At 37.8% G+C, this 16,578-nt stretch carries 14 protein-coding genes; 11 read left to right on the forward strand and 3 right to left on the reverse strand.

The window, feature by feature from the left end:
* Window positions 1-53: 53 nt before the first annotated feature.
* Genes BMW61_RS14510 through BMW61_RS14520 form a run of 3 tightly spaced genes read left to right on the forward strand, consistent with a single transcriptional unit; the run spans window position 54 to window position 3,293 of the window.
* Complete coding sequence (locus BMW61_RS14510) at window positions 54-1,304, forward strand: site-specific integrase (RefSeq protein ID WP_091823298.1); 1,251 nt, start codon at window positions 54-56, stop codon at window positions 1,302-1,304.
* Complete coding sequence (locus tag BMW61_RS14515) at window positions 1,301-2,278, forward strand: tyrosine-type recombinase/integrase (RefSeq protein WP_091823301.1); 978 nt, start codon at window positions 1,301-1,303, stop codon at window positions 2,276-2,278. The genes BMW61_RS14510 and BMW61_RS14515 overlap by 4 nt, the downstream gene beginning before the upstream one ends.
* A complete protein-coding gene (locus tag BMW61_RS14520) occupies window positions 2,265-3,293 on the forward strand; it encodes a tyrosine-type recombinase/integrase (RefSeq protein WP_091823304.1) in 1,029 nt (342 codons plus the stop codon). Before BMW61_RS14515 ends, BMW61_RS14520 begins: the two co-directional genes overlap by 14 nt.
* Before the next feature lie 63 nt (window positions 3,294-3,356).
* Here BMW61_RS14520 and BMW61_RS14525 read toward each other — a convergent pair whose 3' ends face one another.
* Entirely contained in the window at window positions 3,357-4,442 is a 1,086-nt protein-coding gene (locus BMW61_RS14525; protein WP_026499249.1) for a helix-turn-helix domain-containing protein, read from the reverse strand.
* Between the two features lie 194 nt (window positions 4,443-4,636).
* Between BMW61_RS14525 and BMW61_RS14530 the strand changes: the two genes are divergently transcribed.
* Complete coding sequence (locus BMW61_RS14530; RefSeq protein ID WP_175475228.1) at window positions 4,637-4,849, forward strand: transposase; 213 nt, start codon at window positions 4,637-4,639, stop codon at window positions 4,847-4,849.
* 12 nt (window positions 4,850-4,861) lie between these two features.
* Complete coding sequence (locus BMW61_RS14535; RefSeq protein WP_091823309.1) at window positions 4,862-5,059, forward strand: mobility-associated LCxxNW protein; 198 nt, start codon at window positions 4,862-4,864, stop codon at window positions 5,057-5,059.
* Window positions 5,060-5,334: 275 nt separating this feature from the next.
* On the opposite strand, the gene BMW61_RS14540 is transcribed toward BMW61_RS14535, so the two are convergent.
* On the reverse strand, window positions 5,335-6,651 hold the full coding sequence (locus tag BMW61_RS14540; protein ID WP_091823312.1) for an IS4 family transposase: 1,317 nt from the start codon (window positions 6,649-6,651) through the stop codon (window positions 5,335-5,337).
* Between the two features lie 383 nt (window positions 6,652-7,034).
* On the reverse strand, window positions 7,035-9,119 hold the full coding sequence (locus BMW61_RS14545) for an InlB B-repeat-containing protein (protein ID WP_175475229.1): 2,085 nt from the start codon (window positions 9,117-9,119) through the stop codon (window positions 7,035-7,037).
* 433 nt (window positions 9,120-9,552) lie between these two features.
* Here BMW61_RS14545 and BMW61_RS14550 point away from each other — a divergent pair, with 433 nt between their 5' ends.
* From BMW61_RS14550 to BMW61_RS14575, 6 genes are all read left to right on the forward strand, one after another.
* Window positions 9,553-11,673 (forward strand): CHAT domain-containing protein, encoded by a 2,121-nt coding sequence (locus BMW61_RS14550; RefSeq protein WP_091823318.1) that lies wholly within the window; start codon window positions 9,553-9,555, stop codon window positions 11,671-11,673.
* Between the two features lie 10 nt (window positions 11,674-11,683).
* A complete protein-coding gene (locus BMW61_RS14555) occupies window positions 11,684-12,229 on the forward strand; it encodes a hypothetical protein (protein WP_091823321.1) in 546 nt (181 codons plus the stop codon).
* A 5-nt stretch (window positions 12,230-12,234) separates the two neighbouring features.
* Window positions 12,235-13,146, forward strand: a complete 912-nt coding sequence (locus BMW61_RS14560) for a Kiwa anti-phage protein KwaB-like domain-containing protein (protein WP_091823323.1) — start codon at window positions 12,235-12,237, stop codon at window positions 13,144-13,146.
* Between the two features lie 386 nt (window positions 13,147-13,532).
* Entirely contained in the window at window positions 13,533-13,937 is a 405-nt protein-coding gene (locus BMW61_RS14565; RefSeq protein ID WP_091823326.1) for an AAA family ATPase, read from the forward strand.
* A 110-nt stretch (window positions 13,938-14,047) separates the two neighbouring features.
* The gene (locus tag BMW61_RS14570; RefSeq protein ID WP_175475230.1) at window positions 14,048-14,830 is read left to right on the forward strand and encodes an ATP-dependent nuclease; all 783 of its coding nucleotides are present in this window, start codon (window positions 14,048-14,050) and stop codon (window positions 14,828-14,830) included.
* Window positions 14,831-14,929: 99 nt separating this feature from the next.
* The gene (locus BMW61_RS14575; RefSeq protein ID WP_091823332.1) at window positions 14,930-16,549 is read left to right on the forward strand and encodes an IS1634 family transposase; all 1,620 of its coding nucleotides are present in this window, start codon (window positions 14,930-14,932) and stop codon (window positions 16,547-16,549) included.
* The last annotated feature ends 29 nt before the right edge of the window (window positions 16,550-16,578 follow it).

A 16,578-nucleotide genomic window follows, 5' to 3' on the forward strand; every position in this document is an offset into this window, starting at 1 on the left:
ATAATAATGCCGATACTGTTACTAAAGACATTTATGAAAGGAGAACGTTGTCTATGGTAACAGATATCAGTGAATTAATTAAACTATGTAGTGCAGAACTGATTGACAGACAGTACAAACCTGACTATGCAGAAAAGATTCAGTCGCACTGGGATGAACTAAAATGCTGGATGGAAAAGAACTCTTTAACAGTTTTTTCTGAAAGAATCGCTAATCAGTATTGTGATTACCATATAGGAACCCATCTACTTTTAGAAGGGATGAGTTTAAAAGACAAAACGCATTTAAGAGCCATTCGTATGCTTGTTTCATATCAGAAAGATGGCGAGTTTGAATTCAGATCACCAAGAGTTGAATACACTTTTTCTGGTAGAACAGGAAATTTAATACAGGAATTCCTTATTTATGCACGAGATGAACTACATAGGACACACTCTACTATTTCTGAGTACACAAGGGTTCTTTCTAAACTAAATGCTTTTATGAAATATCGAAATATCGATTTAGAAATGATAGGCATGGATGAAATAGAAAACTATTTCAAGGAGTACTGTGAAACAGTTGGCGCAAGGCATGATTACGCCAATTCCCTTCGTCAATTCTTTAGATATATTTATAGCAGGCATTATACGATAAAGGATCTATCATCATTTATACTTCCTGACAGTTTTAATCGGCATAGCAGCATTCCTACGACATATACTGAAGAAGAAATCAGCAGAATAATAAATGCTCCGGATAGATCTTCTGCTATAGGAAAAAGAGATTATCTTGTATTGCTACTTGCAGCTGAGTATGGCTGGAGAAGTGCTGATATAACAGGCTTTAGGCTTGATCAGATAGATTGGGATAAAAACATCATACGATTCGAACAACAAAAAACTGATGTCCCAGTAGAGTACCCGCTCCTTTTCTCGGTAGGAAATGCTATTATAGATTATCTTCAGCATGGAAGGCCAAAATCTGAACGGCCAGAGGTTATCCTTTCATCAGAACAATCAAAATATGGAAAGCCATTAAAATCCCCTACTATTCATTCAATTGTTACAAGATATATGAAAAAAGCGGCTATAACTGGATGGAAGGATAAAAAGCATGGAGCCCATTCTTTAAGACATAGCCTGGCCTCAAATTTATTAAAGAGAAATGTTTCTCTTCCGGTTATTAGCACAGTTCTTGGACATCAATCTACTGAAACTACGAAAATATATTTAAAAGTAGATATTGATCGCCTTCGTACTTGTACTTTGAGTATGCCTACACTTTCTTCCCGTTATTATAGAAAGGAGGCAACAAAGTCATGAAATATACTTATGTCTCAGGATTTGCAGATGAGATGAACTGTTATATCGCTTATAAAGAAGCATCAGGTTTCAAAAGACTCTCATATGAAAAACGTTTGGCCCAGTTTGACAGGTTTTGCGTATCACAAGGAATAACGGATGTAAGATTTACCGAAAATGATGCAATTGCCTGGGCTGTTAAGAGGGATGAGGAAGCTGTAACAACTCATTATTCTCGCATTAACTTTGCCAAAAATTTCCTGCTGTATTTGAGCAGAAAGGGTTATGATGTCTACATTCCTCATGATATCAAATCAATTCAAAGCGACTTTAATCCTCATATATATACAGATGATGAGATTTTTAGGTATTTTCAGGCAGTGGATACTTATGAGCCTGATAAAGGGAATAAAAAGAATCTTATTCAGCTTCCTGTACTATTCCGGATTCTCTACTGTTGTGGAACAAGAATAAATGAAACTCTTGGCATAAGGAAAAAGGATGTAGATCTTGAAAACGGAATAGTAGCTCTATATGAAACCAAAAACGATTGTGCTAGGTACATTGTGCTTTCAGATGAATTGCTAGATTTAATAACACAATACGCAGATAAATGCTTCTATGCCCTTGAAGATGATGAATATATTTTTACAAATGTAAATGGTGACCGGCTCTGCGGAGATGTCATATATGAACTTCACAGAAAGTTTTTGGATAAGGCCCAAATACCATATTTTGGCGATGGTAACGGCCCAAGGATACATGACTGGCGACACACTTTTGCAGTACGTTCGTTTAAGCAGATGGTAGACAACGGCGTTGATCTTTATGTTGCATTACCGGTACTGTCAACATACCTTGGACATAAAACAATATATGCAACTGAAAAGTATTTACGCCTTACAGTAAACATTTACCCCTACATAGAAGAAAAATGGGCTGCAAGTATAAATGATATTTTTGGAAAGGTGGCGACTATCTATGAACAGGACTGACTTTGCCATCTTCTTGAACAAGTACTTAACTGATTACATGGTAAATGATCGTGGCTGTAGCGCTAAAACAATTGATTCATATAGATATGCATTCATTAATCTTTTGCAATACTATTCAGAAGAGGAATCCATTGACGCTGATAATGTAACGTTATCCGATTTGACATATGAAAATATCATTAGATTTCTTGAATGGTTACAAGAGCACCAGCATAATAGCATTTCATCACGAAATCAAAAACAAGCTGCAATAAATAGTTTTATCCGGTATCTCTCATATGTAAAGCCGGAATATATGCCGGAATATCAAAGGATACTTGGAATTCCAATAAAGAAGGTTCCGCAGAAAGAGATATCTTATCTCAAAGAGGATGGCGTAAAACTATTAATGGAGCAAATCCCACTACATAGCACAAACGGATTAAGGGATTACATAATTCTGATGATGCTCTATACAACAGGGATGAGGGTAAGTGAACTTATAAACATAAGAGTAAAAGACATATCGCTTTCATCTCCATATACAGTACTCGTACACGGGAAAGGACAAAAGAGCCGATTTGTTCCATTAAGCAACCTTATAATTCCGATAATCAAACAGTACATTAAAGAAATGCATTACGATGTCCCTTCACATATGGATGACTGGCTTTTTATTAACCACATGAAAAACCAATTCACTAGACAAGGGATATGTTACATAGTAACAAAGTACTCTGATGCAGCCAGAAAAATAGACCCTAACCTAATACCAGTAGATATGAGCCCTCACAAGCTCAGGCATTCAACAGCTATGGGTTTAGTTGCTTCGGGTGTTGATTTAATTTACATCAGAGACTTACTCGGACATGTAAGCGTTAGAACAACTGAACGATATGCAAGAGCTGATGCCAAACTCAAGCGTGAAGCCATTGAAGCAGCCAGCAAAGAAATCGTTCCAAAGGAAGAGCCACAGTGGGATAATAATATATCACTTAAGAGTTGGCTTAAGGATCTGTGCAAATCTAAACTTTAAGAATCATTATGTAAAGAAATCCATTAGTAATGCCTGAAAATAGGCTGACTTTAATGGGTTTCTTTACATAAAAAATAACTTGTCATAACCTTTCTGCCAGGAGCAGTAGGAATCGCAATAGAATACCCTTGTTTTTATTTCCCCATATTGATCACATTCAAGTGCCAGTGGATTAGAAAATTCCGTACCTCTGTCTGTGATTATTACCCCGAAAATTCGCCTAAAGGCCTCAATTCCTATCATTTTGCATAGATTGTTTAAAGTATCGATGACACAGCTCTGAGTCTTGTTAGGGAGCAAGAAGGCTAGCATAAGATGGCAACTTCGCAACATCAGTGTTAGTATGACGGGACCTTCATCAGCCTTACCAATAACTGTATCCATTTCACAGATCGAAACATCTGGATTTTCTATAAGAAAATTCTTGAAATCAGCATATGTTCTATCAAATGTAAACACATCATGATTTCGCCCAGTACCATGCTTGTAGCGAGTCTTAAACTTCACTTTTCTTGGCATATCGATATTTCTGGCAGTAAGATAGCAGCCATCTACAAGGTTATAAAGTGTTCTTTCACAGCAGGGAAGTTCCTTTTGATGATTAAAGAAAACAGTGGAAATTGACTGACCATTAAGTAGCAGAGGAGATACGAGATTATCTATCTCAGCTACCTCAGAAGGAGAAAAGGAAATCCCTGAACGGGACTCAGTAAGTTTTTCTTCATACAACAATTGGGCACGTTTTGCCTGATATTTGAACTTAATATACCGGCAGGCATTATCCCCCATGGTAATGTCAATTCTGTCACAACCATTGCATACAAAAGGGGAATTCTCGATAAATCGACATTGCTGTGGTACATAATCTTTACAATTATTTGTGTTGCAAGTACCCAGACAAGTATTACAATGCCTACGGCATGATTCATCCCCACAAACATGCATTCTTTCACAGCTTTTTTTATGGATACATGGATGAATTCGATAACTTGGTTCAGATACTTTATAACGATTTCTTTGAATTTCTCTTGCAATGGTGGATCTGGATTTCTTTAGATCTTTAGCAATCATATTGATAGAGACTTTTTTCTCAAGAAGTTCTTCAATGCGAATGCGTTCCTGGAACGTTAAATGTTTATATTGAGACATTTCTGATTACCTCCCATATTCAAGAAGTAATCAATCTGCAGAACATAAACAATTATCGCCTAATTAATCATATATTGCAAAGGTAACTGCATGGGTGTGCGTTATGTCTTGCAGTGGTGCACTTAAAAATTCATTTAACACTTCTTGAAAAATTTGAGGATCCCATAATCAATTCTTTCATAATGGTTGAAAAAATGGGAAATGGAAAAATCTACAACAGCAGGCTTTCTAACGGCCCTATTGAATCAATAAACAGGAAAATAAAGGATCTGAAGCGCATGGGCAGAGGCTTCAGGAACTTTGAGCACTTCCGCAACCGGTTCCTTTATTCAACCAGATCCGCTCCTGTGCTCAATGGCGTAACTGACTATAACCCTGTTGATTACTTTGAAGAAGATGATTTTTAGGAGGACTAATTAATGCATGATTATTGTGCTTTCAGCAAAGACCATAAATGCATCAAATGGGAAGATTATCAGATAATGCTTCAAGAGATAGAAGAAGCAGACTCACTTTGCCATGGTAACTGGATTGAAATAGAAAAACAATACAACTACATCCTGGAACTACAGAAAATCCTTGATGAACATGGTATTGATTATCCTGTGCTGCTGTAATCTAATCAGAGGGTCTGGGGCTATAACTCCAGACCCTCAAGTTTGCCCCTCACGAATGCCCCTCACGAACGACCCTCACGAATAACCCTCACGAACTCCACTAAAAAAAGAGCCAGCCCCTCAGGACCAATGTCATTAAGTTAATGACCTAGAAGTAAACAAGTGTATTTCCAAGAGAGACTGATATCATTATCTCAGTCTCTCTTTTGTTGTTTATGGCATGACTAATAGGCAGACGTCATCTGCCTTATCCTTATTATGTATTTTTAACTCAGTTATGCTACTCTATATAAGAAACCACGGAAAACTCTTGGTGCAAATTTTCGCTCTCGGCTCCTATCCGGGCGAATTGGCAAGAGGTTCTTCGAAATAACGGTTTCCAGAACTTGTAGCGTTGTTTTTCTGCGGTAGTATAGTCTGCACATATGGACTGCTACTGTAAAGTTTGCTTTATATGTATGTTTCCTTTGCTTTTTGCGGATGGATACCTGCGAAGTGACCGTTTCCGCAAAGTTATACATTATTAGATGCGCATATATTTCCTGCAGAATACACGCTACTTTTTTTGAATGAAAATTAACCATTCCAAGAGTGTATTTTAATGCTCTGAAGGATGATTCTATTCCCCATCGAGCTGCATAAAGCCTTTTTATTTCTGACGGGGGATAATCATTTGAATCTAGATTTGTTATTACTGTTTCATAATCATTTGACGAAATAGGAAACCTAACAACCCGAAATCCAATCTTATAGAACACCAGAGGATCTGCTTTTCGTGACTTAGGTGGAAGATAATCAAGAGGTGTTGTGTGTGATATGTATTTGTAATGATTTTTATCCTTAAATAATTCCTTTGTTTCTTTGGTATTCTTCTTGGTTAACTTTAAATTGAATTCAACATCATAAGTGTCTGTTGTTGGAAGGTCCAAACCATCTTTTATACCATGTATTCCATCTTTTATGCGAATAAGAAAAAACCACCCCTTTTCCTGAATATGCGCCATGTTGTTGTAAGATTCATATCCTCGATCGGCTATCAAAAGTGCCTTTGGTATTGTTGATCTATCGACCATCGATATTAACGCTAAATGTTCGTTGTAATTGTGCTTTTTCTGAATGACAGAATCCAAGTATATGTTTTGATTAAGGTCATAGAGAGCATTAAGATGCAAAAGATTATAAGGATGTTGACCATTCATCCCCGTGAAAAATGACTCTGTATCTGCGGGATTTGTTGCTATCTGAACATCAGAACCATCGACTGCAAGGATAGGCATTTGCTTCACTGAGCTAGCTAACAATTTAATAGAAAATGATTTGAATATAGTCTCTAACGCCTCAGGTTTAAGTTTGCCTCGCTGCTGTACAAAAGCGGAAGCTGTAGGCGTATCTGGAGAAGTATCATAAAAATCTAATAATTCATTTGTGATATTTCTGCTCCCCATACCAATGATTGTCAAAATGAGTTTTTCAATCGGCATTTTTCTGTTTCTTACAAAATCCATTCCTGGAGAGACACAGAACTGTTCAATGGACTTACAAACAGTGCGTATCTCCTTTAGTAAAGTGTCTCTAACCTGTTTTGCTTTCATGTGCACCTCCTTGAAATAAAGACTTTTGCCTCTAATTTCAAGGGCCGCTTTCGCTACTTCTTATAATAATCTGTAGCGAAAGCGGCCGCACTTTTATGTTTATCTGTCAACTACTTTTTAGAAAAAAAAGACCCCTACACCATTTCTGATGTAGAGATCTTTATAGTGTCATCTTAACTTAATGACATTGCCCTCAGGACTGACCCTCATAAACTTTGGGAAACCCTCACGAATATCGATTACCCTATGAGTATCGATTGATATCGACAATTATTGAGGGATAATCAAAGCAATAGAATAAGCGCTAAATTTTCAGGGCTAGTAAATGAAAATTTAGCGCTTGTAAATAATCTGTGGAAAATGAGCTCCTAGCTGAGCTATAATCACTTGATTTTAATACTTTTTACTGTACTCCATTTGGAACATAACTTCTTCTTGCCTGATTCTTTATATGTACGGATTCTTACATAGTATGTCTTTTTTGATTTCAGATTCTTAATGGTTGTTGTCTTTTTGCGTTGGCTGGAAATAGTTTCAATTTCAGTATTCTTTTTAAAATTCTTACTAAGACTATATTCTATTTCGTAGCCCTTTACATTCTTTTGCTTATTCCAAGTGATCTTCATAGAGCCTTTTCCGGCTTTTAGTTTTGTAATACTGCTTCCGGGTAGTTTCTTATCTATAACTTCAGGCAAAGCGGTTTTAACACTATTAACACTGCTCCAATCAGAGTATTGTACAGTGCTATTTACATTTTTAAATGTACGGATTCTAACATAGTACTTCTTATTATCGCTGAGTTTCTTAATTGTAGTTTTGGTTGTTTTTGCATCACTGATAGTGACGGTCTTTGCAATCGTATTGAAGTCCGTATCAACTGTACATTGAAGTTCATATCCATCAATATCTGTCTGCTCTTTCCAACTGACAGTAATACTCTTGTTTCCACCTTTAAGTTCTGACAGGGTTGTACCATTGATTTGAATAATCTCCGGAGTGCTATCCGCCTCAAAAATTGCCTTAATTTCTACATTTGAGGTCTTTATCAGGAATTTGTTGTTTTCAACTGTTACTCCGCCGGAAATAACTTGCCATTCACCAAACTTATAACCACTATTTGGAGTTGCAGTAAGGGTTACCTCTGTGCCCTCTACGCCTTTATTAGCCGAAGCTGTAGCTGTTCCATTACCATCTGTTGAAATAGTAATACTATATTCAGGCTTCTTGATTTCAACCGCAATGCATTCTGCATCTGTCGCACCATATATATCGGTTCCCACAGCTCGATACCAAACATAATAAGAACCTGCTTTTGTCGCCTTAGGCAATTGCGCACCGAAACTGCCTGTAGTAGGAGCTTCATCTGCATTTGTGCCAATGGCATATTCCATTTGTCCATTAGTAGCAGTGCCGGCAATTACAAGTTCCTGCTCACTTCCGGTATAAGTAAGACTCTTTGCGGTAGGAGCACTTGTTATTGTCGGTGCAATTTTAGGAAATTGGACTTTTTCATATGATGTAGTAATACTGGTTGAGTCTTCATGTATTTCTATTACTTCCGGAACGCCATTAAACCAACCAACACCGGGAGTCATATTCTGAAGTCTGCCGCCTAAAGCAGTATTGCCCTCAATTATTACCGACTTAACATCTGCACTTATTTGTATACCATATGATGTATTGCATGAAACGCCATACGAGTATTCAGATGTAGCAGTTGCCACTACTGTTGATTTACCTGAGATATTTATTTCATGGTCGCCCTGAATCGCACATTCCTGATTTGTTGCACCCAGTGCTGATGCTCTTACAACAGAATTGTCAACTGCTACATTATAGCCATATATGCCTTTGGTTCCACCTGTGGCAGTTACATTAGAATTCTTTATTGTTACCTTTCCGGCATCTGAAAAAATACCATATGCATCGTTACTACTTGCGTCTCCGCCTGTAGCAACAACCGTCGCAGAATTACTGATTAAAAGTTCTGTTTCACTAAAAATACCAGCTGAAGAATCGCCTGTGCCGGTAGCTTCTATAGCGCATTGCTTAATTTCAAAAATATCACTTGAGCCACCATTGCATCTTATTGCTGAATCGGTAGAATTTACTTTTAACGAACCTGTTCCACTGATACTGAATTTGCAGTTACTGCCGGACAAAGTAACAAGTATACCATTCTCATTAGATACATTGATATTGTTCTCTCCGACTAGAACAATATTAAACTTGTTCAAATCACTTGCAGAAATTGCCGGTTGAGTACCGCTGGTAACAGTAAATCCATTTAAAGTTAAAGTATTAGTTGTGGTATTATAACTCCAACCGGGTCCCGAATATGGTTCGGTTACTGCACTGCCGTTGATTGAAAGAGCAGCAAATGCCGTGGTTTTTACACAGGCAAGCATTCCTATAACGAAAGCTGATATACATAGATAATGTAAAATTCGTTTATTTATACTTTTCAAATCGCATCCCTCCATGTGATCATAACCATGAGTACTTAAGATACATCTTTATAAGTCATTGTTATACATATTTTAAAGTATGCAAATTAAACATACATGAAAATAGTGTAAAGAATAAATAAAATCTGGTCCATGTCTCGATGCATGATATTGGGGATATCATTTCAAAAATTTGGTACAATAATATGGTACGAGTAACAGCGTACTTACTAAGCAACAAGGTCAGTAAGGTAAGAAATGATAATGAAACGCTGTGGAAAAGACAAGTGAATTGCATCAATAACTACATTGTTAAGTATCAGAATTGAAATGAATAAATATGGAGAAGATGCATTGATTAATCTCCAATACTCCTGTTCTGATTTCTGCTGATGTGACTGGTTATAAATGGAACTAAAGGTGAAAGAGATTTAGTAGTATAAAGGTTTTTGCAATGGTTTTCGAAGGAATAGAGATTTACAATTATTTTGTCGTGTTTCATGGTGATGTTGAGGAAGAGTACTCGCCAGTAATTCCTTTAACTGAAATGAATTCTTCTGAATATCAGAGAACAGCTCATCTTTTGATGCCTGGTCTAGCGGATGTTTTGGACTCTTTAGAGTTTATCCTTCATCTGCCAAGACTATCACTGGATTTATATAATCAGGATGAATTACTATTAGATTCATCTTATGATACACCACATAGCATCGTTCTATTGCCAGATTCTTTTTTGGCTCAACATACAGGCATGAAGCTTGATGCTACGGGAATATTTGTTTCGGATGATTGTGCGAATGAAGTGGTAAATGTCGCAGAGGCTATGAAGACACCTCTCGGAGTTTATCGGCAGAGTGCGCTGAAAGCTTACGATATAAATGATATTTGGCAGAAATTAATAGAACGAGAGGGGTTAGCTGCCGAGGAGATAGTACTAGATATTGATAAGCATTATCTTCTCAGAGGGGAATGCTTGAAGGCTTTGCCGGTAGTTTTCTTGGCACGGCAGTATGGCTGTGTAGACAGAGTTATTGGAACTATTGATGCTTCATCGCCAGAACGGGTGGATGATGTTATCGCTGAAATTTATGCTAAGATAAAAAACCACAACAATGCTCTCGTATCTCTTCGGAATAAGGGCGTGGATTCCCTTACGGAAGAAACATACTATATTGTTGATGAAGAAGAGGAGCGGCAGAAAGGGATTTTCAGAGCAAATGTTGTGATGACACTCCCAGGTGTAGCAGCTGCTCAAAGAAAGATAAGAACTTCAAGCATTTCGATTCCCGAGGATGAACTGCGGATGATACGCTTTCTTGGAATTCATCGCGCAATTGCCAAATCTGCTATTTACATTGAACTTAAGCAGATTGATAAGGAAGATTTTGTTGAATTCAACAAACTTGAGATAGGTAGTTTAAATGCCACAAAACCAAAGGCGAAGCATATAGATAAGATTTTAACTATTATTGGAGAGCATTTAGATAGGAGATTATCAGAATTTCAGAAATCAATGCTTTATAGGGCTATATCGCTGACGGTTTTCTCTGATTTTCCAATAGGCCTTGCCATAGCACCTCATATGACTGCTCCAATATGTCTTTCAGTTCCTACCACATATAGACCGTTGACTCCATTGACAAGGACTTTGGAATATGAATGCAGAAAGATATGGCAGGTAGATTTTTCTCATAAATGTAATGTCCTGTTCCTTGACTGCATTAAGGAAGATGATCTTGTAAAGACATTTTCAAATAAAACTTATGAGATGATGAAGAAGTTTTCAGATCCTTCATCGCGGTTTGGTTCGAAAAGGTTTTCTGTAGATTTTAAGCGCATTCATAATGTGGATGAGCTGATGGATGTGTTAAAGAGTCCACAGATGCGCGATATAGATGTTTTGTATATTTCGGCACATGGTTTTTCGGAAAGAGAACGTAATGTTTCCGGTGTTATGATAGAGGATGAGCCTTGGATAGCTGATGGTAATGACTTCAAAGTGCCACCATTTGTGGTTCTTAGTGCATGTAGCACTAGCCCTAGAGGGACGGGTAATGTGAATATAGCAGATCTTCTCATAAGAGCTGGCGCCACGGCTGTTTTAAGCACTATGGTTCCGGTTGATGCAAAGGCAAACATGGTTATTATGACTAGGATCTTTACATATATTGTTGAGGCGCAAAAAGGCAGTGATCAATATAATACTTTAGCAGATGCATGGAGTGGTGTTGTTGCTACGAATGCAATACATGAACTCAGAGCAGCATCAGAGGGGTTAAATAGCTGGCTATATGAAGATAGAGATAATTTGCAACCGAGGATAATTGACTTTCAGTTGAATCGGTGTGTAGGCAGGCTTTCGGCACAGAACATATATCGTGACACTATAAAGCTTCTCAAAGAAATGCTGCACGAAGAAAACTTGGATGGGAAGTTTGATAATGTGTTGTCTAATAAGGAATATTATCCGGAATCATATTTTTATCAGATGATAGGATATCCGGAGAATATTTTTCTTAGAAATAAAATAGACTATAGGAATCGGTTTCAGGCAGAAATGAAGATTACTGAATGAGGAATTTTATATGGCGAATAGACTACAGAAGTTTATATACACTGTTTCAGCTGAGTCTCCTATACTCATATTTGGGGGCATAGTATGGCTTATTAAGAAATCCACTTGGTCAAATCCAATTGTAATTAGTTGGAAGGTACCACTGGTAATGCTGGCGATTGTGGGTATTATAATGGTAATCTTCAATATTTCGTTCAATTATGGGAAAAAGCATCTTCAGACAATGAGGGTTACAGGAACAGATATATCGTGTGGAGATGGATGGATTGTGGCTTATATAATATCATATCTGCTCCCATTTGCTACATTTCAGTTTGAATCATATATTAAGCCAGTACTGGGGATTATTATTGTTATGCTTCTTGTCGTTTTAACATTCACGGATTACGTGACTCCGCATCCGTGGCTGTATCTGAGGAGATATCATTTCTATAATTTGGATGTTGAAGGGGCTGCATCAGGATATCATCTAATATCGCGTAAAAAGTTGAGAAGACCTTCTGATGTAAATAGGGTGGCTCAGGTATTTGAATTCTTGTTACTAAGAGAGGAGTGAGCCAAATGTTCGACAATTGCTGTATTTTCATATTGACTACGGACAATAGTATTTTAAGACTTGAAGTTGATAAGGATACACAGAAAACCATATGTGACACATTTAGAGATTCTGTGGAGACTATGGTAAATGGTAAGGCCATACATGATTTTGAGGTAAATTATAAACCTGAAGATGATGAGGTACTGCGCATTGAGAAATTTCTTCTTCCAGATGAGATAAAGGATGCGATAAGGAATCCTCTTGGAGTAGACTCATATGAAAAAGACAATACAGTAAAGGATAAAGAGGATGAAGACTTTATGGGCTATCCTGAAATTAAAGCTATTTTTGTAGGAGAGTGTGTTCAAAATGTTGAGGGGGAGCATTTTAATATTGGATTTCAGCGATATAGGAAAGAGCAGAATTTGACAGCATTACCGTTTCGGCTGTTTCATACAAACAATACATTCAAGCCTGAGAAGCATTTTGGAATTGGAATTACATACAACGTTGATTGCTTTTATACAGGAGAAGAACTTCAATTTACATCTTTCTACTATGCAAGACAAGTGTTTGATCTTCGTAAGTATTACCGGTCCGCTTCAGATTCGGAAGTCAGAGCTTTCACACAAAATGATGCTTTGCGTTTTGAAAATATAGAAGCATTTAATGGGATGGCAAATATTTACGTCAGGCGTAAGATTGCCATGATAAACGATTCAGAAGTGCTTAAGAATTTTACGGTTAAGGAAATCAAAAGCATTGCTAAAGATGCAGGAATTCATATGAAGATAAAGGATAAGAAAATAGTAATTCCTGCAGATAAAGATGGAGCAATGGAGGTTTTGGCATTTCTTGATGAGGAGGCTTATAGAGGACCATTTACGCATAATCTTCTTATAGCAAATTCTAAGCGAGTACTAAGGAAAGCGTGACGAGTTCGTTGTTAGATGGGGGTAATATCATGGGAGTAGTGGTTGTAAAAAGGTGGGAGAAGACTCATTTAATATCAGAACCAGATATGTACTAGCATAATTTGTACAAGGGGGCAGTTAATAAGCACAAAATATGAAAGCTCAAAACTTTAGAAATTTAAGGTTCTTCACCATGGTGCGCTTATCAAGGTCGTGATAGGGAATTAAAAAGAGTATTGTGAAGGAAATTGTAGATAGATCGGAATATATTACTGAAGGTTGAGAGCGGTGGTTTCTGTTTGAGAAGATAAACCTTCTTCAGAAGAATTATTTCTGAGAAAAATAAAATTTTAGGGGAATTATTAAGTGGAGAAAGTAATATAAGAAAAAACGAGAAGGTGTTGGATATGGCAAATAATGTCTTGTTATTATTATCTGCTTTGGAATTTGATTCATATAAGAGTTTTTCAAGAAATGAGACTCATCAATTGGAGCTGGGTACAAATATCACATTGATCATTGGGAAGAATAATTCCGGAAAGTCCAGCGTTATTGATGTTATTGAAAGCTTGTTTAGAAAAGTGCACATTGCTGATATTAGGGGAGTGGATAAGGATAAATTAAGACCGGCCTTTAAGCTTGATGAGGGACATATTTTAGAAGGGTTTTACGATAATCAGAGGAATCTAGCCTTACCAAATAAATATCGGTCCGGTTTTGAATATGCTAGACAATTTCTGGGGAAAAGCATGTCAATGCGCTGGCAGAATTTATTAGTTCCCAATCTGAATGGGAAAATGAAATACCATTAAATGAGCCGTGGCAAAAAGAGCTTCTGCATAGTTGGGTTAACGTTACAAGTCGGTATGGTCGGGATATTAGCAACGTTGCTATGCTGCGTATTAGCGCAGAAAGAGATATTGTGCCGGAAACTGAGACTGATAATGAAGAGGTTAGCGAAAATGGAGAAGGTGCTACAAATCTTGTAAGAAAGTTTATCAATACGGAATCTTATGATGAATCCGTGGTTGAAAAGGTGATTCTTAAAGAATTAAACACGATTATGCAGCCGGATGCATTTTTTTCTGCTATTAGAATTCAACAGATAGGCGAAAGAACGGAAAAAGGATACAGATGGGAAATCTACCTGGAGGAAGATGGAAAAAGATATGCCATTTCCAAGTCCGGGAGCGGATTGAAAACAATAATTCTTATCTTAATTAATCTGTATCTAATCCCTCTTACTAAGAATTATCGTTCGCTAGAGTTATGCTATGCATTTGAAGAAATAGAGAACAACCTACATCCTGCTTTACAAAGGAGAGTGTTTGATTATTTATATGACTTTGCAGCAGAGAAGAATACAAAAATATTTATCACGAGCCATTCACCTGTAGCAATAAATACATTCTATAGGAAAGATAATGCTAAATTGTATCATGTAACTAAGACTAATGGTGAATCATCAGTGACGGATATTACAAATGGATCAGAAAGGAATCAAATTCTGGATGATCTGGGAGTAAGAGCCAGTGATCTTTTTCAAACAAATGGAATAATATGGGTGGAAGGGCCATCTGACAGAATATATATTCTTCAATGGCTTAAGACATTTGTTCCTGATTTCAACTACAACCTGCGCTCCCGCGAAATTATACCAAGGCTCTGGTATAAATCGTTAACAGTTACTACCGCAAATCCTTGATATTACTGGCTTTGCGAGCACAAAATATTGTATCAAAAACACAGATTTTGCTTGATATTCCGTCAATGCCTTGGTATAATTATACCAAGGAGGTGGGTTATGGAAATCAAGATAAATGAGCCCTGGATCACTGATAAAGTCCGCATTCAGAATGGTTACGCATATATTGATCACCCATTCTGGAATGCAGAAAAGCAGCAGGCTGATCATAAGCGTGAGTACATTGGCAAGTATGATGGAACGGACTTCAAGCCCAACAAAAACTTCCATCGTCTCAAAGCTGAATATGAAGCCAGTCTCACGACTTCCAAGACCGGGCCTGTACCAACAGACATCTGTCTTTGTCAGTTTTATGGAGCAACATACCTGCTTGACAGGATTGCTGAAAAGACAGGCATTGCCGGTGATCTTGGAAAGTGCTACGGCTCACTGGCACCACAGATTCTCTCCATAGCTTACTACCTCGTTATCGAGGAAGGGCTGCCATTATACCGTTTCACCAAATGGGGCAGCACCCACAGGCATCCTTATGGCAAGGATATTCCTTCTCAGAGGAGCAGTGAACTTTTCGGACTGATCACTGAAGAATCCAAGATGGATTACTTCAAATATCAGGCAAAGCGCCACTCCTGCGATGAATACCTCGCTTTTGATACAACATCTATCTCCTCATACTCGACTTTGATAAAGCAGGCCAAGTATGGAAAGAACAAGGAAGGTGATTCCCTTCCGCAGATAAATCTTGCTCTGCTGTATGGAGAGGAATCAATGCTCCCTGTTTACTACAGGAAACTGGCAGGTAACATTACTGATGTTAAGACTATAGAGAACCTCGTTAAGGATGTTGATTTCCTTAAACTTGAGAAACTCAAGCTTGTCATGGACAGAGGCTTCTACAGCGAGAAGAACATAAATGATCTGATGAAGCATCATCATAAGTTCCTCATAGGAGCCAGGCTATCACTGAATCTTGTAAGCAGCCGTCTTAACAAGATCCGTGATGATTTCGTTACCCGCTTTAACTATAATTCTGAGCTAAAGCTCTATGTCATGTCATTCACAGAGGAATGGGAATACACCAAGGAAAAACCTCGCTCCGGTGAAGTCATTACTGCCAAGCACCGTATATATCTCCATTTCTACTACAATGACCAGAAAGCTACTGATGACAAGGTACGGTTCAATGCAATGCTTGACCGCCTTGAAAACAACCTGGTAAATGGCACTCCTGATCCGGAAGATACAAAGCTGTATCAGAAGTACTTTACAATACATGAGACACCAGTAAGAGGAAAAACCTACTCATTCAATGAGGATGCAATTCGCAAGGCTGAGCGTAACTATGGCTATTTTGCTCTCATGACCAATGGCATCAAGGATCCTGTCGAAGCGCTTCGTATATACAGGCTGAAGGATCTTATTGAGAAGTCCTTTGGTAACCTCAAAGAGCGCCTTTCCATGCGCAGGATGTCTGTCGCATCTGAAGAAAACTTCGAAGGTAAACTCTTTGTGCAGTTCGTAGCACTGCAGCTGATGTCTTATATCAAAAAACAGATGGATGAACATGGCCTGTTCAGTGATTACACAATGCAGTCATTGCTTGATGAACTGGATGTTATTGAATACTACCAGCAGCCAGGCAGAGCGCATCATCTATCTGAAATAACTAACAAACAACGTAAGCTCTATGAGCTTATGGAAGTACCTGTCCCGACATAATCCTTGGTATAAAATGACGGGACTTTAGG

This window comes from Butyrivibrio sp. ob235, assembly GCF_900109475.1.
GTDB lineage: Bacteria > Bacillota > Clostridia > Lachnospirales > Lachnospiraceae > Butyrivibrio.

Bases quoted from the DNA above. Each gene is read 5' to 3' on its own strand.
- BMW61_RS14535 (WP_091823309.1), top strand. From the start codon at position 4,862: ATGCATGATTATTGTGCTTTCAGCAAAGACCATAAATGCATCAAATGG.
- BMW61_RS14555 (WP_091823321.1), top strand. From the start codon at position 11,684: ATGGCGAATAGACTACAGAAGTTTATATACACTGTTTCAGCTGAGTCT.
- BMW61_RS14510 (WP_091823298.1), top strand. From the start codon at position 54: ATGGTAACAGATATCAGTGAATTAATTAAACTATGTAGTGCAGAACTG.
- BMW61_RS14565 (WP_091823326.1), top strand. From the start codon at position 13,533: ATGGCAAATAATGTCTTGTTATTATTATCTGCTTTGGAATTTGATTCA.
- BMW61_RS14530 (WP_175475228.1), top strand. From the start codon at position 4,637: ATGGGAAATGGAAAAATCTACAACAGCAGGCTTTCTAACGGCCCTATT.
- BMW61_RS14550 (WP_091823318.1), top strand. From the start codon at position 9,553: ATGGTTTTCGAAGGAATAGAGATTTACAATTATTTTGTCGTGTTTCAT.
- BMW61_RS14520 (WP_091823304.1), top strand. From the start codon at position 2,265: ATGAACAGGACTGACTTTGCCATCTTCTTGAACAAGTACTTAACTGAT.
- BMW61_RS14525 (WP_026499249.1), bottom strand. From the start codon at position 4,442: ATGTCTCAATATAAACATTTAACGTTCCAGGAACGCATTCGCATTGAA.
- BMW61_RS14575 (WP_091823332.1), top strand. From the start codon at position 14,930: ATGGAAATCAAGATAAATGAGCCCTGGATCACTGATAAAGTCCGCATT.
- BMW61_RS14515 (WP_091823301.1), top strand. From the start codon at position 1,301: ATGAAATATACTTATGTCTCAGGATTTGCAGATGAGATGAACTGTTAT.
- BMW61_RS14540 (WP_091823312.1), bottom strand. From the start codon at position 6,651: ATGAAAGCAAAACAGGTTAGAGACACTTTACTAAAGGAGATACGCACT.
- BMW61_RS14560 (WP_091823323.1), top strand. From the start codon at position 12,235: ATGTTCGACAATTGCTGTATTTTCATATTGACTACGGACAATAGTATT.